Source organism: Bradyrhizobium sp. dw_411, from assembly GCF_018449695.1.
GTDB lineage: Bacteria > Pseudomonadota > Alphaproteobacteria > Rhizobiales > Xanthobacteraceae > Bradyrhizobium.
Genome location: NZ_JAAVUY010000027.1, coordinates 24,896 through 48,398 on the forward strand (window position 1 = coordinate 24,896; position 23,503 = coordinate 48,398).

The 23,503-nt window shown below is 63.3% G+C and carries 19 protein-coding genes and 1 other RNA gene; 6 read left to right on the top strand and 14 right to left on the bottom strand.

Translation table 11 applies throughout. From position 1 onward, the window contains the following. Window positions 1-110: 110 nt before the first annotated feature. The 4 genes from murB to ftsW form a co-directional block, all read right to left on the bottom strand. A complete protein-coding gene (gene murB, locus HB676_RS31325) occupies window positions 111-1,031 on the bottom strand; it encodes a UDP-N-acetylmuramate dehydrogenase (RefSeq protein ID WP_213742415.1) in 921 nt (306 codons plus the stop codon). A 196-nt stretch (window positions 1,032-1,227) separates the two neighbouring features. Beyond that, entirely contained in the window at window positions 1,228-2,631 is a 1,404-nt protein-coding gene (gene murC / locus HB676_RS31330) for a UDP-N-acetylmuramate--L-alanine ligase (protein WP_213742366.1), read from the bottom strand. 183 nt (window positions 2,632-2,814) lie between these two features. Beyond that, window positions 2,815-3,915, bottom strand: coding sequence for a UDP-N-acetylglucosamine--N-acetylmuramyl-(pentapeptide) pyrophosphoryl-undecaprenol N-acetylglucosamine transferase (locus HB676_RS31335; RefSeq protein WP_213742367.1), 1,101 nt, complete (start codon window positions 3,913-3,915; stop codon window positions 2,815-2,817). Window positions 3,916-4,029: 114 nt separating this feature from the next. Then, complete coding sequence (ftsW, locus tag HB676_RS31340; RefSeq protein WP_213742368.1) at window positions 4,030-5,181, bottom strand: putative lipid II flippase FtsW; 1,152 nt, start codon at window positions 5,179-5,181, stop codon at window positions 4,030-4,032. Between the two features lie 197 nt (window positions 5,182-5,378). Between ftsW and HB676_RS31345 the strand changes: the two genes are divergently transcribed. Further along, a complete protein-coding gene (locus tag HB676_RS31345; protein WP_213742369.1) occupies window positions 5,379-6,716 on the top strand; it encodes a GDSL-type esterase/lipase family protein in 1,338 nt (445 codons plus the stop codon). On the opposite strand, the gene murD is transcribed toward HB676_RS31345, so the two are convergent. The 7 genes from murD to rsmH all read right to left on the bottom strand — a co-directional run bounded on the left by murD (window position 6,713) and on the right by rsmH (window position 15,530). Then, window positions 6,713-8,113 (bottom strand): UDP-N-acetylmuramoyl-L-alanine--D-glutamate ligase, encoded by a 1,401-nt coding sequence (murD, locus tag HB676_RS31350; protein WP_213742370.1) that lies wholly within the window; start codon window positions 8,111-8,113, stop codon window positions 6,713-6,715. The genes HB676_RS31345 and murD overlap by 4 nt on opposite strands. Window positions 8,114-8,241: 128 nt before the next feature. Further along, entirely contained in the window at window positions 8,242-9,345 is a 1,104-nt protein-coding gene (gene mraY, locus HB676_RS31355) for a phospho-N-acetylmuramoyl-pentapeptide-transferase (RefSeq protein WP_213742371.1), read from the bottom strand. A 9-nt stretch (window positions 9,346-9,354) separates the two neighbouring features. Continuing rightward, a complete protein-coding gene (locus HB676_RS31360; RefSeq protein WP_213742372.1) occupies window positions 9,355-10,794 on the bottom strand; it encodes a UDP-N-acetylmuramoylalanyl-D-glutamyl-2,6-diaminopimelate--D-alanyl-D-alanine ligase in 1,440 nt (479 codons plus the stop codon). Further along, the gene (locus HB676_RS31365) at window positions 10,791-12,251 is read right to left on the bottom strand and encodes a UDP-N-acetylmuramoyl-L-alanyl-D-glutamate--2,6-diaminopimelate ligase (protein ID WP_213742373.1); all 1,461 of its coding nucleotides are present in this window, start codon (window positions 12,249-12,251) and stop codon (window positions 10,791-10,793) included. The genes HB676_RS31360 and HB676_RS31365 overlap by 4 nt, the downstream gene beginning before the upstream one ends. Window positions 12,252-12,382: 131 nt before the next feature. After that, entirely contained in the window at window positions 12,383-14,146 is a 1,764-nt protein-coding gene (locus tag HB676_RS31370; protein ID WP_213742374.1) for a penicillin-binding protein 2, read from the bottom strand. After that, window positions 14,143-14,523: a hypothetical protein gene (locus HB676_RS31375; protein ID WP_213742375.1), complete on the bottom strand. Its 381-nt coding sequence runs from the start codon at window positions 14,521-14,523 to the stop codon at window positions 14,143-14,145. Before HB676_RS31375 ends, HB676_RS31370 begins: the two co-directional genes overlap by 4 nt. 2 nt (window positions 14,524-14,525) lie before the next feature. Next, the gene (gene rsmH, locus HB676_RS31380; RefSeq protein ID WP_213742376.1) at window positions 14,526-15,530 is read right to left on the bottom strand and encodes a 16S rRNA (cytosine(1402)-N(4))-methyltransferase RsmH; all 1,005 of its coding nucleotides are present in this window, start codon (window positions 15,528-15,530) and stop codon (window positions 14,526-14,528) included. A 633-nt stretch (window positions 15,531-16,163) separates the two neighbouring features. Here rsmH and HB676_RS31385 point away from each other — a divergent pair. Continuing rightward, the gene (locus HB676_RS31385) at window positions 16,164-16,946 is read left to right on the top strand and encodes an N-acetylmuramoyl-L-alanine amidase (protein ID WP_249780550.1); all 783 of its coding nucleotides are present in this window, start codon (window positions 16,164-16,166) and stop codon (window positions 16,944-16,946) included. A gap of 158 nt (window positions 16,947-17,104) precedes the next feature. Here the strand turns inward: HB676_RS31385 and HB676_RS31390 are convergent, their stop codons facing one another. After that, window positions 17,105-18,349: an RNA polymerase sigma factor gene (locus HB676_RS31390; protein WP_213742378.1), complete on the bottom strand. Its 1,245-nt coding sequence runs from the start codon at window positions 18,347-18,349 to the stop codon at window positions 17,105-17,107. 108 nt (window positions 18,350-18,457) lie between these two features. Then, window positions 18,458-18,808, bottom strand: a complete 351-nt coding sequence (locus HB676_RS31395; protein ID WP_213742379.1) for a YciI family protein — start codon at window positions 18,806-18,808, stop codon at window positions 18,458-18,460. 170 nt (window positions 18,809-18,978) lie between these two features. Here HB676_RS31395 and rnpB point away from each other — a divergent pair. The 4 genes from rnpB to HB676_RS31415 all read left to right on the top strand — a co-directional run bounded on the left by rnpB (window position 18,979) and on the right by HB676_RS31415 (window position 22,016). Then, window positions 18,979-19,410: RNase P RNA component class A (gene rnpB, locus HB676_RS31400), an RNA gene on the top strand. 319 nt (window positions 19,411-19,729) lie between these two features. Further along, window positions 19,730-20,203, top strand: a complete 474-nt coding sequence (locus HB676_RS31405) for a hypothetical protein (RefSeq protein WP_213742380.1) — start codon at window positions 19,730-19,732, stop codon at window positions 20,201-20,203. A gap of 43 nt (window positions 20,204-20,246) precedes the next feature. Beyond that, window positions 20,247-20,984: a sulfite exporter TauE/SafE family protein gene (locus HB676_RS31410; protein WP_213742381.1), complete on the top strand. Its 738-nt coding sequence runs from the start codon at window positions 20,247-20,249 to the stop codon at window positions 20,982-20,984. Window positions 20,985-21,080: 96 nt separating this feature from the next. After that, entirely contained in the window at window positions 21,081-22,016 is a 936-nt protein-coding gene (locus HB676_RS31415) for a DMT family transporter (protein ID WP_213742382.1), read from the top strand. Here HB676_RS31415 and HB676_RS31420 read toward each other — a convergent pair. Next, window positions 22,007-23,503 (bottom strand): MBOAT family protein, encoded by a 1,497-nt coding sequence (locus HB676_RS31420; protein WP_213742383.1) that lies wholly within the window; start codon window positions 23,501-23,503, stop codon window positions 22,007-22,009. The two genes, HB676_RS31415 and HB676_RS31420, sit on opposite strands and share 10 nt — an antisense overlap.

A 23,503-nucleotide genomic window follows, 5' to 3' on the forward strand; every position in this document is an offset into this window, starting at 1 on the left:
GTTCCGCTCTTTCGTCATTCCGGGATGTGCTGAAAGCACAGACCCGGAATCTCCTTATTGCCTCTTCGAGATTCCGGGTTCGCTCGCTTGCGAGCGCCCCGGAATGACGACTACGCCGCTATTCCAATCCGTTTGATTTCCCAGTGTAGCTCAATTCCAGTGTTTTCCTTGACCCGCGTGCGCACGGTCTCGCCCAGGGTCTCGATATCGTGGCCGGTCGCGGTGCCGGTATTGATCAGAAAGTTGCAATGCATCTCCGACACCTGCGCGCCGCCGACGCGCAGGCCGCGGCAGCCGGCGGCATCGATCAGCTTCCAGGCGCTGTTGCCGGGTGGATTCTTGAAGGTGGAGCCGCCGGTTTTTTCGCGGATCGGCTGCGCGGTCTCGCGGTGGCTCTGCACCTCGCTCATCCGCGCGCGAATGGCTTCCGGCGCGGTGGGTAACCCACGAAAACGCGCCGACGTGAAAATGATCGAAGGATCGACGCCATTGTTGCGATAGACGAACTTCATGTCGGCATTGGCAAAGCGATGAAGCTTGCCGTCACGGCCGACGCCGGAGGCTTCGATCAAAACGTCCTTGGTCTCCGAACCATTGGCCCCGGCGTTCATGCGCAGCGCGCCACCGATGGTGCCGGGAATGCCGAAGAAAAATTCCATCCCGCCGAGATTAGCCGCCGCCGCGGTTTCGGCGACGCGCTTGTCGAGCGCCGCCGCTCCGGCGCTGACGATATCTTCATGGGCGCTGGTCTCGCCAAACCCGCGCGGACTGAGCCGGATCACCACACCGGGCAAACCGCCATCGCGCACGATCAGATTGGAGCCGACGCCGACGACATAGACCGAAAGCTCCTGCGGCAGATGCGCGAGGAAGTACGCCAGATCGGCTTCATCCGCCGGCGTGAACAGCACCTGCGCCGGACCGCCGACCCGAAACCAGGTCAACTCGGCCAGCGACTGGTTCGCCAATAACCGCCCGCGCAACTCAGGCATCGCGGCTTTGAGATCGGGCGTGATGTCGGGGAAGGTCATGCGTTGTTGGGCCACGGTGCTGCCGCGCGGCGCGGTCTGCCCTCTCCTCCCTTGCGGGGGAGAGTTGGAGAGGGGGGTAGCCGCGAATTCGGTGTCTGCGGCTCACCCCCCACCCTAACCCTCCCCCGCAAGGGGGGAGGGAACGGAGAGACCAAGCCCGGCCATGACGAACTCAAACACTGTGCGGATTGCACACTCATCCCAGCGCCTTCAATTCGCCCGGCAATGCGTAGGCCCATTGCGTGATATTGCCCGCGCCTAAACAGACGACGAAATCGCCGCTGGTCGCGAGGCCGCCGATCACACGCGCAAGCTCCGAAGAATCCTGCAGCGCGATCACCTCGCGATGGCCGTGCGCGCGCAGGCCAAGCACGAAATGATCGCGGTCGATGCCCTCAATCGGCGCCTCGCCGGCCGGATAGACTTCAGCGACGACCACCGTGTCGGCGTCGTTGAAACAGGTGCAGAATTCCTCGAACAGCGATTGCAAGCGCGTGAAGCGATGCGGCTGCACCACGGCGATGATCTTGCCATTGGTGGATTCGCGCGCCGCTTTCAGCACCGCGGCGATCTCGACGGGATGATGGCCATAGTCGTCAATGATGGTGACGCCGTTCCATTCCCCTGTCTTGGTGAAGCGCCGCTTGACCCCGCCGAAGCCCGCGATGGCCTTGCGGATGGTGTCATCGGACAACCCGAGTTCATGCGCCACCGCGATCGCCGACGTGGCGTTGAGCGCGTTGTGGCGGCCGGGCATCGGCAACATCACATCGGGAATTTCATGGGTAGCATCGGTCTTGCGATTACGAAACACGACCTTGAATTTCGAGCCGCCACCCGTGGGCGTGAGATCGACCAGCCGCGCATCGGCCTGCGGATTTTCGCCGTAGGTGATGATGCGGCGATCCTCGATCTTGCCCACTAAGGTTTGCACCACGGGATGATCGATGCACATCACGGCAAAGCCGTAGAACGGCACGTTCTCGACGAAGTTGCGAAACGCGTCCTGCACGGCCTCGAAGGTCTTGAAGTGATCGAGATGCTCAGGGTCCACATTGGTGACGATCGCGACATCCGCCGGCAGCTTCAGGAACGTGCCGTCGCTCTCGTCGGCTTCCACCACCATCCACTCGCCGGCTCCGAGCCGCGCATTGGTGCCATAGGCATTGATGATGCCGCCATTGATCACGGTCGGATCGAGATCGCCGGCGTCGAGCAAGGCCGCGACCATCGAGGTCGTGGTGGTCTTGCCATGGGTGCCGGCAATCGCGACGCAGCTTTTCAGCCGCATCAATTCAGCCAGCATTTCGGCACGGCGCACCACGGGAATGCGCTGCGCGCGCGCCGCCATCAATTCGGGATTGTCGCGCTTGATCGCGGTCGACACCACAAGCACATCGGCGCCGGCGACATTCTCGGCCTTATGGCCGACATGGATGGTGATGCCTTTTTCACGCAGGCGATTGACGTTGGCGCTCTCGGACGCATCCGAGCCCTGCACAGTATAGCCGAGATTGCTCAGGACCTCGGCGATACCGCTCATGCCGATGCCGCCGATCCCGACGAAATGAATAGGCCCGATCTCGCGCGGCAGTCTCATGGTGCGGTTCCTGTCAATTCGGGTACTGGATGCCTTGCTTCGGCACGACGTGACAAGGGCTTTTTCCGTCATTCCGGGGCGACGCGCAGCGGCGAACCTCAGATGTGCCCTTGCACATCGGGGAATCTCGAGATTACGGATCAACCCGCTACGCGGTCTGTCCGGAATGACTGGACTAAACGCCTAGATTTTGGCCACTTTCATCACCAGATCGGCCATCCGCTCCGCCGCATCCAGCCGGCCGACGGTACGGGCGCCGGCCGCCATCGCGGTCAGCCGCGCCGGATCGGCGGCGAGTGCGGAGAGTTCCGCGGCCAGCCGTTCCGGCGTGAATTCTACTTGCGGAATCCGCAGCGCGCCGTTGGCCTGCGCCAGCACGCCGGCATTGGCGAACTGATCCTGATCGATCGCGCCCGGCAGCGGCACCAGAATCGAAGGGCGGCCGATGGCGCCGAGTTCGGCCACGGTGCCGGCGCCGGAGCGCGACACCACCAACTGGCTCGACGCCAGCCGCGCCGGCAGGTCGCTGAAGAACGGCGCCAGTTCGGCATTGATCTTGAGCCGGTCATAGACCGCACGCACCCGCGCCATGTCCTCTTCGCGGACCTGCTGGGTCAGGATCAACCGACCCCATATGGAAGGATCAAGCATCTCGATCGCCGGCGGTACGATATCGGCCATCACGCGCGCGCCCTGGCTGCCGCCGATCACCAACAGCCGAAGCGGCCCGTTCGCCTCGGGCGAGACAAATTTCACCACAGCCGCCGCCAAAATCGCGGGACGCATCGGCGTGCCCACGGTGGTGGCTTTGGCTGCCAGCTCCGGATCGCGATCGAGCACGCCGGGCAACGAGGTCGCGATCGCGCTGACACGGCCCGCCAGAAACCGGTTGGCGCGGCCGAGCACGGCGTTGGCGTCGTGAATGAGGCCGGGAATCCCGAACAGCTTTGCAGCCAGCAGCGGCGGCAATGTCGGATAGCCGCCAAAGCCGACCACGGCCGCGGGCTTCAAGCGGCGCATCAGATTGAGCGCGACGCCAGTGCCCACCGCAAGCGTGATGCCGGTATAGGCCAGCGACCACGGCGTGCGGCCGCGCACCGTCGCGCTCGGCACTACATCGATCATGTCCTTGGAGAATAAACCGCTGTACCGCAGCGCACGCGCGTCCGTCGCAAGGCGCACGCGCAGGCCGCGCCGCATCAGTTCGACGCCGAGCGCCTCGGCGGGAAACAGATGCCCGCCGGTGCCGCCCGCGGCCAGCAGAATGAGAGGCGAAGTGGTCATTGAGACAAACTTTGCGAGTAGGCCGTCATTGCGAGCGAAGCGAAGCAATCCATGAATCGGCAAAGTAAGTATGGATTGCTTCGCTGTGCCCGCAATGACAAAAAATAGTGCAGATCACGCGTAGCTGCGAACGGCATTGGCATCGCCGATCGATTCCATTTCGGTACGGGGCCGGTGCCGCGTCAAGGCCAGCATCATGCCAACACCATAGGCCAGCGAGATCATCGACGAGCCGCCATAGGAGATGAACGGCAGCGTCATGCCCTTGGCCGGGATCAATTGCAGATTGACCGACATGTTGATCGCGGCCTGCACGCCGAACAAAATGGCCAGACCCGAAGCCGCGAAGCGCGCGAACATATCCTCGCTGGCATAGGCTCGCGACAGCGCGCGGATCACCACGAAGGCAAACAGCGCCAGCAGCACCAGGCACAGGATGATTCCGAATTCTTCGGCCGCGACCGCGAACACGAAGTCGGTATGGCTGTCCGGCAGGCTGCGCTTGGCGATGCCTTCGCCGGGCCCAAGGCCGAACCAGCCGCCATTGGAAAACGCTTCCATCGCGGTATCGACCTGAAACGTATCGCCCGAGGCCGGATTCATGAAGCGCTTGATGCGGCCGGCGACGTGCGGCACCAGAAAATAAGCGGCGAAAAGTCCCGCGCTCGCGGCGCCCGCGAGCCCGAGCACCCAGATCATCCGCATGCCCGCGATGAAGAACAGCGAGCCCCATACCATCAGGATCAGCATGGTCTGGCCGAAATCAGGTTCCATCACGAGCAGACAGACCAGCATCATCAGCAATACAAGCGCCATCGAGGTCGCCGGCATTTCCGGCCGCTTGGTCGATTCCGCAAACAGCCACGCCGCGATCACCACGAAGGAGGGTTTTGCCGATTCCGAAGCCTGGATGTTGACGCCGATCAACGTGATCCAGCGCCGCGAGCCCTTGACCTCGGGACCAATCAGCAGCGTCGCAACAATAAGAATGATGCTGATTGCGAACACGAGCAGCGCGGTGCGCCGGATTTGCCGCGGCGACAGGAACGACACCCCGATCAACACCATGAAGGATGGCAACAGGAACATCACATGGCGGTTGAAGAAGTGAAACGGATCGAGCCCGATCCGGGTCGCGACCGGCGGGCTCGCCGCCAGCGACAGGATGATGCCGCCCAATATCAGCGCAAGGATCGCCGCCAGTTGCAGGCGATCGACGGTCCACCACCATTCGCTGAGGGGATTTCGCTGTTCACGGGAGAGCATGGGCATTCCCAAAGACAAAAGGGTTTGCCCATTGGTCGCCTAGGATGGTTTCCAAGGGGTTAACGGATTGGAAATGTTTTGAGATTGCGACGTCTTGTACCCTCATCCCGCTTTGTGCACGTGCGGACAGAAAGTCGATTGGCGAAGCGAAGAATTAGGCTTTAGGATCGCGCCAAGATCAAAAAAACGGGGAAACCATGCGCTCGCTTGTTCGCGTCATCATCGCATCGCTGTTCGTCACTTCGCCCCTGGCTGCATTGGCCGCCACTAACGAAAACTGGGTGGTGTCATGGACGGGCTCGGTGCAAGGCCCCTACCCCATCGGCAATCCATCCGCACAGCCCGACCAGAAATTCGCCTTTCCCGATCCATCGGCCGGCGCACGGGATCAGACCTTTCGCTTGATGGTGCGGCCCGATCTGTGGGGGCGTCAGACCCGCATCAGATTAAGCAATGCGTTCGGCACCAAGCCGGTAACGTTCGACGGCGTGTATGCCGGATTGCAATGGGGCAGCGCGGCGCTGGTGCCCGGCTCCAATCGCACGGTGACATTTGGCGGGAAGTCTTCCGTCATTGTTCCGCCCGGCGGCTCGGCCTGGAGCGATCCGGTGGCGTTGCCATTCGTGAAACAGCCGGATGACCTCGCCGGCCGCCGGCTTGCGGTCAGCTTTCACATCGCCGGCGACAGCGGGCCGATGACCTGGCACGCCAAGGCGCTCACGACTTCCTACGTCACCGCGCCCGGCGCTGGCGCCGTGGGCGCCCAGGAGGACGAGAAGGCATTCCCTTACGCGACCGCGTCGTGGTTTTTCCTCGATGCGGTCGAGATGATGGCGCCGACTGAGGCTTTCGCCATCATGGCATTCGGCGATTCCATCACCGACGGTACCGCCTCGACCATGAACGGCGACGACCGCTGGCCGGACGTGCTATCGCGCCGCCTCAAGGCAATCTATCGCAACAAGGTCGCGGTGGTGAACGGCGGTATCGGCGGCAACCAGATCGCCGGACCATCAGATTATGGTCCCGCCAAGCCGTTTGCCGGCGGCCCGTCCTCCGTGCAACGGCTCGACCGCGACGTGCTGGCGCTCTCAGGCATCACTAGCCTGATCTGGCTGGAAGGCATCAACGACTTCAGCAAGAACGGCAATGCGCCGGTCGAACCGGTGATATCCGCGATGAAGGACGGCGTCGCCCGGTTGCGCGCGAAATGGCCCCACATCCGCATCATCGGCGCCACGGTAACTTCGGCGCTCGGCAGTTCGAGCGCCGCCCACGGTTTCCCCGAGCAGGACAGCAAGCGCAAGGCACTCAACGACTTCATCCGCTCATCCGGCACATTCGACGGCGTGGCCGATTTCGACAAGGCGGCGCTCGATCCGCAATCGGGCGGCCTCAAGCCGGAATTCGTGCCCGAAAGCACCACCGGCGGCCCCGGCGATAAACTGCATCCCAATCGCACCGGCTATCTGGCGATGGGCGAGAGCATCGACCTCGATCTGTTCAAGCCGGGGACATCGCGAGCGCAGCGCTAAGTAACGGGAATAACGCCGCCGAGTTGCAACACCAATTCGCGGAACTTGGCGCCGCGGATTTCGAAATTGCGGTACTGGTCGAACGACGCACAGGCCGGCGACAACAAGACCACGGGATCGCTCAACCCTGAAGCCTCGGCGTCGCGCGCCGCGCTGGCGATCGCAACATCGAGGGTTTCGGAAATCTCGTGCGGCACGCGGGCCCCTAACGTGCCGGCGAATTCCTGCGCGGCCTCGCCAATCAGATACGCTTTACGGATGCGCGGGAAGTATTCGGTGAGGCTGGTGATACCACCGAGCTTCGGCTTGCCGCCCGCGATCCAGAAAATATCGCCAAAGGACGACAGCGCATGCGCCGATGCATCGGCATTGGTGCCTTTGGAATCGTTGACGAACAGCACATTGCCGCGGCGGCCGACCTGCTCCATGCGGTGCGCAAGACCAGGAAAGCTGCGCAGTCCGTTCTGCAGCGTAGCGCCGGAGACGCCGAGCGCTAGCGCGCAGGCCGATGCGCAGGCTGCGTTCTGTGCATTGTGCAAGCCACGTAGCGAACCGATGCCGCCGATCTCAGCGACTTCGTCGCGCGCGCCACCGGACGCGCGCCAGATGGTTTCGCGCTCGACATAGATGCCGTCGGGCAGCGGATTTTTCACGGAGATGCGCACCACGCGCTGGCCGGCCTGTTCGATCCGGTCGGCGGTGTTGCGGCACCAGATATCATCGACACCGACGATGGCAGTACCTTGCTTCTGTACCCGCGCGACTAGGCGCTCCTTCACGGCGGCGTAATTCTCCAGCGTGCCGTGGCGATCGATATGGTCTTCGCTGACATTGATCAGGATGCCGACGCTGGGATCGAGCGACGGCGTCAGGTCGATCTGATAGGACGACATCTCGATCACATGGACGCGGCCCATGCGCGGCGGCTCCAGCGACAGGATCGCGGTGCCGATATTGCCGCCCATCTGGGTGTCGTAACCGGCGACCCGCATCAGATGCGCGATCAGGGCTGTGGTGGTCGATTTGCCGTTGGTGCCGGTGATCGCGACGAACGGCGCATCGGGCGCGTGGCGGCGGCGTTCGCGGCAAAACAATTCGATATCGCCGATCACTTCGACGCCGGCTTCCCTCGCCGCCAGCACCGTCCAGTGCGGAGCCGGATGCGTCAGCGGCGCACCGGGAGTGAGCACCAGTGCCGCGAAATTCTGCCACGAGACGGTTCGCAGATCAGCAGTGACAAAACCGGCTTTTGCGGCTTCGGCCATTCTGTCCGCGCCGTCGTCGCTGGCGATCACTTCAGCGCCGCCCGCCTTCAGGGCGTGACAGCTCGCAAGCCCCGACCCGCCGAGGCCGAACACCGCGACCGTCTTGCCCGCGAAGGAAGTGACGGGGATCATGATTTAGCCTGTCATTCCGGGGCGTGCGAAGCACGAACTACGATGTGCAATTGCACATCGGAGAATCTCGAGATTCCGGATTGCCGCTTCGCGGCCTCCGGAATGACGGTGGGTGATATTCAACGTCATCACCGCAGTTTCAGCGTGGAGAGGCCGGCCAGCGCCAGCATCACCGAGATGATCCAGAACCGGATCACGATTTGCGGTTCGGTCCAGCCCAATTGCTCGAAATGATGGTGGATCGGCGCCATCTTGAAGATGCGCTTGCCGGTGAGTTTGAACGACGCCACCTGCACGATCACCGAGACCGCTTCCAGCACAAACAGCCCGCCGATCACGGCCAGCACGATCTCGTGTTTGACCGCCACCGCGATCGAGCCGAGCATGCCGCCCAGCGCCAGCGAACCCGTATCGCCCATGAAGATCGACGCGGGGGGCGCGTTGAACCACAGGAATCCCAGACCCGCGCCCAGCACCGCGCCACACAGCACTGCGAGCTCGCCGGTGCCGGGGACATAATTGATCTGCAGATAGTCCGAGAATACCGCATTGCCGGCGAGATAGGCGATCATCCCGAAGCTTGCGGCGGCGATCATCACAGGGACGATCGCGAGGCCGTCGAGGCCATCCGTCAGGTTCACCGCATTGCCGGCGCCGACGATGATGAAAGCCCCGAACAGCACAAAGAACCAGCCGAGGTTCAATACGACTTCCTTGAAGAACGGAATCGCCAGCACGGTCGCCGAGGTCTCACGTCCAAGCCGGATCAGCGCGTAACACGCCGCGATCGCGATGATGGCCTCAAGCAATAGCCGGATGCGGCCGGCGAATCCGCTGTGAGTCTGCTTGGTGACTTTCAGATAGTCGTCATAGAAACCGACAAAACCAAAGCCCAGCGTCACCGCCAGCACGATCCAGACATAGGGATTGAGCGGGTTGGCCCACAGCACCGTCGAGACCACAAGCCCCGACAGAATCATCAGCCCGCCCATGGTCGGCGTGCCCTTTTTGGAAAGATGCGACTGCGGGCCGTCGGTGCGAATCGGCTGTCCCTTGCCCTGGCGCAGCCGCAAATGATCGATGATCCAGGGCCCGAACAAGAACACGAACAACGCGCCGGTCACCACGGCCCCGCCGGTGCGAAAGGTGATGTAGCGGAACACGTTCAAAAACGGGTGCAGCGCACTCAGGCCGGGAACCGTGTTGGAAAGCTCAATCAGCCAGTAAAACATTCAAACCGCCTATACCGCGGCTTCGTCGAGCGCGGCCTTGCCGGGAAAGCGCTTTTCGAGCGCCTGCACAATCGTTTTCATCTTCGAGCCGAGCGAGCCCTTGATCATGATCGCATCGCCGGCGCGAATCGCCCCGACGGCCTGCGCTTCGAGACTCGCCGCGCTGTCGGCATATCCGCCCCGTTTACCCGTGGAAAGCGCATCCCACAAGTTACGCATCAGCGGACCACAACAATATACGAGATCAATATGGTTGGCCTTGATGGCCTCGTTCAAACTGCGATGCAATTCTGCGCTGGTGGGGCCTAGTTCAAGCATATCGCCGAGCACCGCGATACGCCGACCCTGCGGACCGATCACGGCCTGGCCGAGCACGTTGAGCGCCGCGGCCATCGATGCCGGATTGGCATTATAGCTTTCATCGATCAAAGTGGCCTCGCCGCTGGCGACCTCCAGCGTGCGCCGCACCCCGCGGCCGGCGGCGGGTTCAAGCTGTGACAGCGCCAGCGCGGCCAGCGCCAGATCGGCACCCGCGAGCGACGCCGCCGCGAGCACCGCCAGCGAATTCATCGCCATGTGACGGCCGGGCATGCCGAGCTTGTAGGTCACCTCAAGCCCGAGAATATTGGCATGAACCGCCGAACAGGCGGCATGCAACGACACGTCGAGCAGCCGCGCGTCGGATTTCTTGTCGGCGCCGAATGAGACGATGCGCGAAACACCAAGTTTCTTGGCACGGCGCTGCAGTCTGGCGAATTGCGAATTGTCGCGGTTGAGCACGACAGCACCGCCACTCTCGACGCCCTCGAAGATTTCCGCCTTGGCGTCGGCAATCGCCTCGATGCCGGCGAAGAATTCCAGATGCACCGGCTCGACCGTGGTGATGATCGCCACATGCGGCCGCACCATCCTGACCAGCGCATCGATTTCACCGGCGTGATTCATGCCGATCTCGAACACCGCAAAACGCACCGATGCCGGGCAACGCGCCAGCGACAGTGGCACGCCCCAGTGATTGTTGAACGATGCCGCCGAGGCATGGGTCTCGCCCTGCGCGCGGAGCACGTGCCGCAACGCCTCTTTGGTGGAGGTCTTGCCGACCGAGCCCGTGACCGCGATCACCTGCCCACCCAGCCGCGCCCGCGCGGCATGGGCCAGATCGACCAGACCGGCGAGCACGTCATCGACAATCAACAACGGCGCATCGACTGCGAACTTGTCGCGCTGCGCCGCTTCGACCACCGCCAGCGCCGCGCCCGCCTTCAAGGCCGCCGCGACGAAGGCATGCCCGTCATGGACATCGCCCTTGATCGCGAAATAAGCCTCGCCCGGCGCAATGGTGCGGCTGTCGATCGAGAGGCCCGTGATGGCTTCCGGCAATACGCCATTAGCCTTGGCGCGCATCGCCGCCATCATCGCGTCAGGGGTCCACAACGGTGTCACGCTCATGCAACCCTCGGCGCTAGCGCGGACGCAACCGCATCGTGATCGCTGAATGGCAACACCTTGTCGCCGATGATCTGCCCGGTCTCGTGGCCCTTGCCGGCGATCAACAGCGCGTCTCCCGCTTGAAGCCCTGTGATCGCGGTGCGGATCGCCTCGGCGCGGTCAGCGATTTCGCGCGCGCCTTTTGCCGCGGCGAGAATCGCAGACCGGATGGTTGCCGGATTCTCACTGCGCGGATTGTCGTCGGTGATGATGACGCTGTCGGCATTGTCGGACGCGATCTCGCCCATCAGAGGCCGCTTGCCGGCATCGCGGTCGCCGCCGGCGCCGAACACCACGACGAGTTTACGCTGGGCGTAGGGCCGCAATGCCTGCAGCGCCTTGGCCAGCGCGTCGGGCTTGTGCGCATAATCGACAAAGATCGGCGCGCCGTTGTGTTCGCCGACTTGCTCGAGGCGGCCCTTGGCGCCTTCGAGATGTTCGAGCGACGCGAATACCTGATCCGGTTCGCTGCCGGTACCGATCGCAAGCCCCGCCGCGACCAGTGCATTCTCGATCTGGAATTCCCCGACCAGCGGCAGCCGGATCGCATGGCGCCGCCCGCAATGCACGAGCTCCAACCGCTGCGCAAAGCCATCAATGCCGGCAGCCGCAATCGAGATGCCCTCACCGGCGCCGTCACCCTTGGCGCCGACCGTGATGATCCGCAAATGCTTCGAGCGCGCCGCATCGATCACGGCCTGCGAGCAATCATGATCGGCCGAAATCACCGCCGCGCCGTCCGGCATCACGAGATCGCGGAACAGCCGCAGCTTGGCGGCGAGATAATGCGCAACATCAGGATGGTAATCCATGTGGTCGCGGCTGAGATTGGTGAAGCCTCCGGCGGCGATACGCACGCCATCAAGCCGATACTGATCGAGTCCATGTGAGGACGCCTCGAACGCGAGATGCGTGACGCCGTCGCGGGTGATTTCGTCGAGCTGGCGATGCAGCGCGATCGGATCCGGCGTCGTCAGCGAGCCGTAGACCGTACGCTTCGGTGAAACCAGCCCGATGGTGCCGATGCTGGCGGAGACAAGGCCGAGGCGCTGCCAGATCTGGCGCGCGAAAGCCGCAACCGAGGTCTTGCCGCTGGTGCCGGTGACGGCCGCGATGGTCGCCGGCTGCTGCGGATAAAATTTCGCCGCGGCCAGCGCCAGCGCGCGCCGCGGATTCGATGTCACGACAAACGGCACGCGGCGTTCGCCCGGCGGCGGATGATCGCCCGCGATGGCAGCAGCCCCCGACGCGATCGCCGCATCGATAAAACGGGTGCCATCGGTCTTGCTGCCGGCCAGCGCAAAGAACAGATCGTCCGGCTTTACGGTGCGGCTGTCCATGGCCAAGCCACGAACCTCGACCGCTTCGGCCTGCGGCTCGATCGTGGCGTCATCGCTGAACAGGTCGCGGAGTCTCATTGTCTTCCAGTCCGGCCAGAGCATCATTCAACCGGGTTGAATCCTGCTCGTCGTCGTCTTGTCAGAGCATGATCTTTTCGGAAAGCCGGTTCCCGCTTTTCCGGATCATGCTCCAGCGTCAGGGGTACGCCTTACTGGGTTCCCCTGGATGCCGCAAGAATAAGGCGGTCGGACGGCGGCAGATCGAAGCGCGGCTCAATGCCCAGAATCGGCGCAATACGGGCAATCACCGCCCCGCCGGTCGGCACCGCGTTCCAGCCCGATGTGATGAATCCGTAGGTTTCCTTGAGCGACTGCGGTTCGTCCAGCATGATCAATAGCTGGTATTGCGGATGGTCGGCCGGCAGGATCGCGGTGAACGCCGTCAGCACGCGCTTCTTGGCATAGCGTCCGTTGATGACCTTTTCGGCGGTGCCGGTCTTGCCGCCGATGTAATAGCCTTTGACGTCGGCCTTTCGCGCGGTGCCGATCTCGGCATTGAGCCGCATCAGGAACCGCATCTTCTCGGAAGTCTCCGGCTTGATCACCCGCTTGGCGACCTGCATCGCTTCCTGCTCGGTGCGCTTGAGGAAGGTCGGCGGGATCAGGTAGCCGCCATTGACCAGCGCATCGATGCCCATCACCGCCTGCAGCGGCGCCACCGCGACGCCGTGGCCGAACGCAATCGTGATCGTGTTCAACTCGCTCCAGCGCTTCGGCAGGATCGGCGACGCGCTTTCGGGCAATTCGGTGCGCAGCCGTTCGAGCTGGCCCATCTTGCGCAGGAACGCCTTGTGCGCCTCCACGCCTTGCGACAACGCGATGCGCGCCGCGCCGACGTTCGAGGAGAACGTGAACACTTCGCGCATGTTGAGGAAGCGGCCCTTCGGCTCGTCGTCGTGAATCGCAAATTTCCCATAGTGCAGCGGGCCACGCGCATCCCACAGCGAATTGAGATCGTATTTGCCGGTATCCAGAGCCATCGCCAAAGTGAAGGCCTTGAAGGTCGATCCCATCTCGTAGACGCCGGTGGTCAGCCGGTTGATGCGATCGGGATCGTGCGCTTCTTTGGGATTGTTCGGATCGAAATCCGGCACCGACACCAGCGCCACGATCTCGCCGGTCTTCACGTTTGAAACGAGACCGGACGCCGCCTTGGCGTGGAATTTTTCTTTCGCTTTCAGCAGTTCGTCGCGCAGCGCATGCTCGACGCGCAGATCGACCGACAATTCCACCGGCCGTTGCAGCCGGTCGGTCGCAAAGCCGGCGCGGTGCAGATCGGCAAGCCCGTTGGTGTCGAGCCACTTCTCCATGCCGGCGATGCCCTGGTTGTCGATATTGACCAGGCCGATCAGATGCGCGACTTCCGCGCCGGTCGGATAGACGCGCTTGTTTTCGCGCAGGAAGCCGATACCGGGAATGCCGAGGCGATGAATCTCCTGCTGCTGCTGCGGCGAGATTTCGCGCTTCAGCCACACGAAACCTTTGCGGACGGACAGCCGGTCACGCACTTCGCCGGTGTCGAGATCCGGTAACGTCGCGGTCAGAAGCTCGATCGCCTCATCCTTGTCGATGATCCGGCGCGGCTCGCCGAACAGGCTCGGCGCCTTGACGTCGGTGGCGAGGATTTCGCCGTTGCGGTCGGTGATATCAGGCCGCGCGGTCGCGATGGCATCCTGTGCCGCGGCCCGGCGCGCGCTGTGCGTATCGCCATTGATCGTGAACATGATCAGCCGGCCACCGATGATCGCGTAGATTCCCGCGAAAGCCAGCATCGCAAATCCGACGCGCGCCCGCGCCTTGGCGGCACGGTCGACGTTACGCCCATACAACAGACTGCGGATCAGCCGCTGCCGCCATGGCTCCACAGGCTTGGTGGTGGCCGGCTTCGTGGGAACAAGCTTTTGGCCGGTCATTGCTGATCCTCCGGCGCCGGGACCGAACCCGTTACGGCTTTGGCTTCGATCGTATCGATCATGGCGCCGATCGGATCGGGTGTGCCTGATCGCGCGAAATTCGGCGGCCGCTCGGGCAGGTTCTTCAGTGAATCATATTGCGTGGCGGTGAGCGGCTTTAACGGCAGATGCCGCTCGGCGAGGCCCTGCAGCCGCAACGGCGCATCGAGCTTGGCCCATTCCGAACGCAGCGTCGCAATCGCGTCGCGCTGTTCGCGGATTTCGGCATGCAACCGCAGTACCCGCTCGGTGCGGTCGGTGGATTCCATCTTGATCCGGTAGACATAGGCCGCGGCGAATACCAGCGCGCCGATCACGAGGAGGTGGATGAACCGCATGGTCAGCCTCCCCTCATCACATCGGCGAGTACAGGCCATGCCGGCAGATCGGCCGCTTCATGCGAGGGCGCGGTCGTTCGCTCGGCCGCGCGCAGCTTTGCCGAGCGCGCGCGCGGATTGGCGGCGATCTCGTCGTCGTCCGCGATGACAGGACGCTTGGTCAGCAGCGCAAAACTCGGTGCGGCCTGCGCCACCTCAGGAAGATGGCGCGATCCGCCACCGGCCTTGGCGCGCTCACCGAGGAAATTCTTGACGATGCGGTCTTCCAGCGAATGGAACGACACCACCGCGAGCCGGCCGCCCGGCTTCAGCACGCGCTCGGCTGCGGCCAGCGCCAGATGCAGTTCGTCGAGTTCGCCGTTGACGAAAATCCGCAGCGCCTGGAACGTCCGCGTCGCCGGATGAATTTCGCCGGGCTTCGACCACACCACCTTGCCGACGAGATCGGCGAGTTCCCGCGTCGTGGTGATCGGCGCTTCCTTGCGCGCGGCGACAATGGCGCGGGCAACGGCGCGCGAGTGACGCTCCTCGCCGAAGATGTAGATGATGTTGGCGAGATCGGCCTCGGACGCCCGCGCGACCACATCGGCCGCGGTCGGGCCGTCCTGCCCCATCCGCATGTCGAGCGGACCGCCCAGGCGAAACGAGAAGCCGCGATCAGCCTGATCGAGTTGCATCGAGGACACCCCGATGTCCATTACGATGCCGTCGACCAGGTCCTGGCCCTGCGCGGCGCAAATCTCGGCGAGATTCGAAAACTGGTCTTCGACCAGCGTGAGCCGGCCGGCCAATTGATCGACGAGGTTGAACCCGCCCATGATCGCGGTGCGGTCGCGGTCGATGCCGATGACGCGGGTTCCCGGGGTATCGAGGATCATCCGGCTATAGCCGCCGGCCCCGAAGGTCGCGTCGACATAAATGCCGCCGTCGCGCGGGTCCAACAGCGCCACGGCCTGGTGGCCGAGGACGGGAATGTGTCTTGAGGTATTCGGGTCCGATGAGCTCATGCGTCGGCTTCCGGCGAAATCCGGGCAAAAAAGCGGAAATCGGACGCCAACAGGCCCATTGCCCCTCAAATATCTGCGCTTCCCGGGGCTTTGCGCCCCGAAAAGGCAGGTGTTTTCGAACAACCGGCTCTCCTCGAACGACCCGGCCTTCTTAAACAAGCCTTGCTCAAACAAGCCTTGCTCAAAGAAACCTTGCTCAAAGAAACCTTGCCAAGCCGGATTGCCGATCCCTGATGCCCGCAAACCCTGACTTCCCGATGGAATTTGGTGGCCTGCCATGGGATTTCGAGCGTGAAAAAGGGCTTCGGCCGCCCCAAAACCGGTTCGGCTCTTCACCACTTAGTAACGTCAGTTAGCGTTAAGAAAGCGTTGACGGGTTTGGAGGATCTGAGGACCGGCGGAACCCCAAGTGATGCACGTCGCACACACCCGGCCAAAATACGAAGTGGCGTGGATTTCCGCATTGCATCAATGACATCGTAAAGGAATAGTAAACGAGGTTCGTCGTGAAGACGCAACCTTGCCGTTCTCCTGCCCGGTTTGAGTAGTCACATGTCGCTCGGTACGTTCGCGTCTGCTGGTGTTGATTCGAAGCGTCAACGCGCCGTTCCGCTGCCCCATACCAATGCGAACATGAAGACATTCACTCCCGATTCCTCGATCGCTTCGGACGTCATCCCGTCGGCGAATTATGGCGACCGCAACAAGGGCCGCCTTCCCGACATGATCGTGCTGCACTACACCGGCATGCCCGATGTGGAGGGCGCGATCGCGCGGCTGTGCACCGCTGGCACCGACGTATCAGCGCATTACATCGTGCTGGAAGACGGCCGCATCGTGCAGACCGTCCCCGAAGCCAAGCGCGCGTGGCACGCCGGCGTCGCGTTATGGGCCGGCGAAGAAGACATCAACTCCTGCTCGATCGGCGTCGAGATCGTTAACCGCGGCCATGACTGGGGCTATCCGGAATTTCCGCTGCGCCAGACCGCCGCTGTGATCGCACTGTGCCGCGGCATCATGCTCCGCCGCAACGTCCCCTCGCATCGCGTGCTCGGACATTCGGACGTCGCGCCCTCGCGCAAGAAAGATCCCGGCGAGAAATTTCCCTGGCATTCCCTGGCGAACTCAGGCGTCGGCCACTGGGTGCAGCCGGCGCCGGTGGTGCGCGGTGAGAGCCTTAAACTCGGCACCATCGGCGACGACGTCAGCGATCTGCAGCAGGCGCTCGCCCGCTACGGCTACGGCCTGCCGATCAACGGAAAATACGACGGGACCACCATGGAGGTGGTCACCGCGTTCCAGCGCCACTTCCGCCCCGCCCGCGTCGACGGCGTTGCCGACCATTCGACACTGACCACGCTGCAGGCGCTGCTGGCGAGCTTGCCGGAAGAAGCCAAGGCGGTTGCGGCGGGGTAACCCCATTCAGAATCGTCATTGCGAGGAGCGCAAGCGACGAAGCAATCCATCTCGCACCCAGTACCGTTGTTTCATGGATCGCTTCGCGGAGCCTGTCATCGGGCGGCGCTCTGCGCCGACCCGTTGGCTCGCAATGACGCGGAAATAGCGAGCCAGACTCACTTCCCATCCATCTCCGCCATCCGCCGCGCATAGAGCCTTCGCAGCGGCTCGAGTTGCGTCGCGGCGGTCGCTGCCAGATAGGCCTCGCGCGCCGCCTCAAAGCGGCCGAGCCGGCGCAACAAATCGGCGCGGACCGCAGGCAATAAATCATAGCCGTTCAGTCCGCCGCGGGCTTCCAGCGCACCGATCAGATCGAGTGCGCGAGATGGACCGTCGACCATCGAGACCGCGGCAGCGTGATTAAGCTCGATCACCGGCGACGGGCTGATGCGCAGCAGGACTTCATAAAGCCCGGCGATCTGCGGCCAATCGGTATCGCTATAATTCGGCGCCCGCGCATGCAGCGCCGCAATCGCAGCCTGCACCGCATAGGGTTCCGGCGGCCCCGGTAACTGCAAGGCGTCCTCGACCAGCTTGAGACCTTCGGCGATCTGCGCATGATCCCACAATCCGCGATCCTGTTCCTCAAGCAGCACGATATCGCCGCCGGCGGTTTCGCGCCCGGCACGGCGCGCATCGTGCAGCAGCATCAGCGCCAGCAATCCCTTGATCTCGCGCCGCTGCGGCATCAAGCCATCGAGCAGACGGCACAGCCGGATCGATTCCCGCGCGAGTGAAGGCTGCATCAGATCCTCGCCCGAGGTCGCCGCATAACCTTCGGTGAACACCAGATAGATTACCGCGAGCACACCGCGCAGCCGCGGCGCCAGCGCTTCGCGGTCCGGCACCTCGTAGGGGATACCGGCGAGCCGGATTTTCTGCTTGGCGCGGACCAGGCGTTGCCCCATCGCGTCTTCGCTGACGAGAAATGCGCGCGCGACCTGTGCGGTCGTCAGCCCGCAGATCGTGCGTAGCGTCAGCGCGACCTTGACCTCATCGGCGAAGGCCGGATGGCAGCAGATGAAGATTAGCCGCAACGCGTCGTCGTCAAGCTCGCTCAGTTCGAACGCCTCGTCGGAAGCGGCGGCGTTGTTCAGCAATTCATGCGTCAATTCGGACTGCTTGCCGCGAAACGTAGTCTGGCGGCGAACCCGGTCGATCGCCTTGTTGCGTCCGACATTGACCAGCCACGCCCGCGGATTGGACGGCGGATCGCCGGCCGGCCAGCGCTCCAACGCGACCGCAAACGCATCCTGCAACGCATCCTGCGCGAGATCGAAATCGCCGACGAGGCGGATCAGCGTTGCCAGCGCCCGACCCGTCTCGTCGCGAAATATTTTTTCGATCTCGGTCGGTGTCATTATTGTGGTTCGCCGTCATTCCGGGGCGTCCGAAGGACGAACCCGGAATCTCGAGATTCCGGGCTCATCGCTATCGCGATGCCCCGGAATGACGGCGTCCTTTGTCCCTCAATCATAGATCATGACCGGCCGAACCTCGACCGATCCCGTCTTGGCGCCGGGAATGCGGGCGGCGATCTCGAGCGCGGCGTTGAGATCCTTGGCTTCGACCAGATAATAGCCCCCGAGCTGTTCGCGCGTCTCCGCAAACGGACCGTCTGTGGTCAACGTCTTGCCGTCGCGGACGCGCACGGTGGTCGCGGTCGATGTCGGTTGCAGCCCATCGCCGGCCTTGAAATTGCCGCTCTGGATAATGGATTGGGTGAACACACCATATTCCGCCGTCATGTTCTTGCGGTCGGCGGCGCTCATGGTCCCGAGTTCGGCTTCGCTCCGATAAATCATCAATAAATACTGCATCGCATTAACTCCCTGTGCTGACGTGATCGGCTGACTTGATTGGCTCCCTTGCCGACATCCAGTCGAACGGTCCGATCGTCAAACGACATCTTCAGGATAATTTATTTTGGGAGACCGTACCGCCGTAATTGCCTTGACGCGACAGGCCCGAGCCCTCATGCCTTAAGGCGTCAGTCGGCCGGACGGCCGCTCCGGCAATCACCGAAAGGTGGCTGGGGAGGAAAGTCCGGGCTCCATCGACAAACGGTGCCGGATAACGTCCGGCGGGGGCGACCCCAGGGACAGTGCCACAGAGAACGAACCGCTCGCCTTCTCCCTTCGGGGCGTCGGCGCAGTAAGGGTGAAAAGGTGCGGTAAGAGCGCACCGCGGGTCCGGCAACGGAAACGGCATGGCAAACCACACCGGGAGCAAGACCGAATAGGGACGGCAACGCGGGATGTTCGCCGCAAGGCGATAACTCCGCAGGGCGTTGTCAGGCTCGCCGTCCGGGTAGGTTGCTCGAGGCAATGTGCAAACATTGTCCCAGAGGAATGGCCGTCACGTATCGTCTGCGCAAGCCGGCGGTGCCCTACAAAACCCGGCTTACAGGCCGGCTGATGCTCTAAAGCGTTTTCGAGCGAAGTGGACTTCCGGTTCGCGTGAAGAAAACGCGTCTAAATGGACCAAAATGAGGGGTTCGGCGCAACCACGCCGGACCCCTCGCCAATTAAGCATGACGGCCGATCGGTCGCGGCGGGTTCCTTCCGGCGGTGCTTGACTGCCGTTTGCCTTGCCGGTGCCATACCTTGGCGGTAATGCTACCCGGTGGCCTACTTGTCGGTCCGGGGGAAATCGTCTTGAGCCGTCTATTGCGTTGTATCCGAGCCATGCCGGTACTCGCCGCTGCAGCGATTGCGATCGCCGGCTGCGCGGACTCACGCATGACCGCGTCGAACGCAAACGCCCAGGCGTCCAACGACCAGGGCGAACAGCCCTACAAGACCGGTTACGGCTTCACCAGCGACGGACCCACCACCGATCTCTACACCGAATTGTTCGGCTCCAGCCGGCGCGACGCGCCGCCGCCCGCCGCATCACAGCCGGTCGAACCCGTGGTTGCGTCCACGCCAATCGAGCCGGTCCCGCCCGCGACGACACCTGCCGCAAAGCAAAAGGCTCAGCGCGCCACCGCATCCGCCGCGAACCGTCAGGTTCAGCCCGCAAACTCAACGGTGGCAACCCAGCCGGTTCAGCCTGCGCCGCCACCCGTCAACGCTCAAGTCGCGCAACAGCCAGCCGCGCCACAGCCTCCGCCCGAGGCCGACACGCCGACGGCTTACGGCATCACCAGCAACGGACCGACGACCGATCTGTACACGGCGTTGTTTGGATCCAGGCGCCGCGACGGTCAGTAAGCGTGAACAACAGATGTGAAAGCGCCGCAATGGCCGGGCGGCGATGAGCCCGATCGCGTCAGCGGTTGTGTTGTTCGGCGCGCTCGCCGGAGGCTTTGTCTCCGGCCTCGCCGGGTTCGGCACCGCGCTGATCGTGCTCGGGATCTGGCTCTATGTGCTGCCGCCTTCGGTGGTCGTGCCGCTCATCCTGATCTGCTCCATCATCTCGCAGACTTCGACGCCGCCCTCGATCTGGCGATCCATCGACTTCGGGCTGGTCTGGCCCTTTCTGCTCGGTGGTCTCGCCGGCGTGCCGCTCAGGACCCTGCTGATCGCCCATGCCGATCCCGCCAGTTTCAAATTAGGCGTCGGGGTATTGCTGCTGGTGTTTCCGGTGGCGCTCCATTTCAACCGCCGTCCGGTGGCGCTCTCCTTCGGCGGCCGGATTGCCGATACGGGAATCGGATTCGTGGGCGGCATCCTCGGCGGACTGGCCGGCCTGTCCGGTCCGATTCCGATTCTGTGGGCCAGCGTGCGCGGCTGGGACAAGGACCAGCGGCGCGGCGTGTTTCAGACCTTCAACTGGACGGTGTTAACAGCCGCTTTTTGCCTGCAGGCCGGCACTGGATTCATCACCCGGGAAATCATGTCGCTGACATTGCTCGCGCTGCCGGGCACGATCACAGGCGCCTGGCTCGGCGCACGGACCTATCGCGCGCTCAGCGACAATAATTTCCGCGATGTCGTGCTCGGCATTTTGTTTCTGTCCGGGATCACTTTGGTCTGGAGCAGCTTGCGTTAAACGATCCAACGCATGGCCGCCATGCGAGGACTGTGAGCGCTATACGCGCACCGGCAAAGTCGCTACCTCTGCGCGCCCATGTCTTCCTTGGCGCCCATGTCTTCCTCATCATTGCCCTCCGCCTCAATCTCCCGCGAACATCTCGGTCTGTTGCTGGGCTTCATCGGCGTCGTCGTGTTCGGCGGCTCGCTACCCGCGACGCGCATCGCGGTGTCGGCCATCGATCCGTTCGCCGTCACCGCGATGCGCACCGCGATCGCCGGACTGTGTTCGCTGGCAGTCTTGATCGTGTTGCGCCGGCCGCTTCCGCCGCGCCGGCTGTGGCCGCAACTGGCCGTCGCGGCGCTGGGCGTGAGCATCATGTTTCCGCTGCTGATGGCGATCGGCATGAAAACCGTCGACGCCTCGCACGGCGCCGTCGTGCTCGGGATTCTCCCGATCGCCACGGCATGCATGGCCGTCATCATCACCCATGAGCGGCCGAAGCCGTTGTTCTGGATCGCATCGCTCGTCGGCGCGGCCCTTGTGATCTGGTTTTCGATGCGCCAAAGCGGCGGCTCGCTTTCGGTCGGCGATCTCCTGATGTTCGGCTCGGTCGCATCCTCCGCGGTCGGCTATGCCTATTCCGGACGGCTCACCGCGATCATGCCGGGATGGGAAGTAATTAGCTGGGCGCTGGTGGTGGCGCTGCCGATCTCGCTGCCCGCAGCCGCACTGACCCTGCCGCCGGATATCACCCATATCGGATTGAAGCCCTGGCTGGCGCTGCTCTACGTCGCGCTGTTTTCGCAATGGATCGGATTCTTTGCGTGGAATGCCGGCATGGCGATGGGCGGCATCACGCGCGTCTCGCAGGTGCAGTTGCTGCAGCCCTTCGTTACGTTCGCGATCGCGGCTTTCTTCAATGGCGAAACGATCACGCCGCAGATTTTGCTGTTCGCCGCTGCCGTCGTCGCCACGGTAGCGATCAGCAGCCGCACCCGGACTCGCAAGCCGTCGGCGGACGCGATCGAGGCGCAAGCTCAGAACTGAAAATACAGAAACTCCAGCCGCTGCCACATGCCGAACAGCGAGATCGCCAGCGCCAGCGCTGACAGCAGCGCCCATACGGCATTCGGCCGCCAGCGCACAAAGTTCGTACGCTCCGGTGCGCGGCGGTATTCGCGATAGCCAAATAGTTGCGGGACATTGGGCAGGCCGAGCGCAATCGCCAGCGCCAATGCGACCGCGCTGCCACCGATCGTCAGCAGAAGCGGCTCGCCGACCAGCAGCGGCAAATCCATCAGCCGCAGGATGCCGGGCGAAGCATAGGCGGAACTGCCGCCATCAAATCCGAACAGGCTGCTCAGCATCTGCCACGCGCCGCCGAGGGTTTTGGCGCGGAAGAACACCCATGCGAGAACGACGGCCACGAATGTGATCGCCCAGGAGACGATTTTTACAAACAGGCCACTCTTTGAAGCACGGCCACCGCGCCACGCCTGCCAGAGATGATTGATACAGAGATAAAGGCCATGCAGGCCGCCCCAGATCAGGAAATTCCAGCCTGCGCCGTGCCAGAGGCCACCGAGCAGCATCGTCACCAGCAGATTGAGATAGCGCCTGATCTCGCCGAGCCGGTTGCCGCCGAGCGGAATGTAGAGATAGTCGCGCAGGAACCGCGACAGCGTGATGTGCCAGCGACGCCAGAAATCGACGATCGAGGTTGCCTTATAGGGCGAGCGGAAATTCACCGGCAGGCGGATGCCGAACAACAGCGCGAGCCCGACCGCCATGTCGGAATAGCCGGAGAAATCGAAATAGATCTGCAGCGTGTAGGCCGAGGTCGCGAGCCACGCCCAAGACGTAGTGACGCCCCCGCCGGCATCGAGATGCGCGAACACCGGCGAGACGAACTGCGCCAGATTGTCGGCGATGACAATTTTCTTGAACAGGCCGGCGGCGAAGATCGCCAGTCCCCGCGCCGCCAGCACCGATGAACGTCCAGTGCGGCCGCGCTTGAACTGCGGGATCATCTCGGCGTGATGCACTAAAGGCCCAGCGATCAGGTGCGGGAAGAACGAAACGAACAGCGTGTAGCTGACGATATCGCGCTCGACCCTGGCGCCGCGCATCACATCGACCAGATAGGCGATCTGCTGAAACGTAAAGAAGGAGATGCCGAGCGGCAGGATGATATTGACGAACGGCAGCGGCGCGCCGGTCAACGCATTGAGGCTGTCGAGGATGAAGTTGGTGTATTTGAAATAACAGAGCAATGCGAGATTAAGCGCGACGCCTGATATGCCGATGGCGCGGCGGCGAAGCGGATCCTCCATCCGCAGGCCCAGCCCGAAATTGACGCCGACCGATGCCAGCAGCAACAGCAGATAGACCGGCCGCCACGCGCCGTAGAAGAACAGCGACGCGCCCGCCAGCACCAGAATGCCCGCGCGCGGGGAATGCCGCCGCGCCGCCGCGAAGGCCAGCACGGTGACCGGCAGGAATTGAAACAGGAACGTGTAGGAGCTGAACAGCAT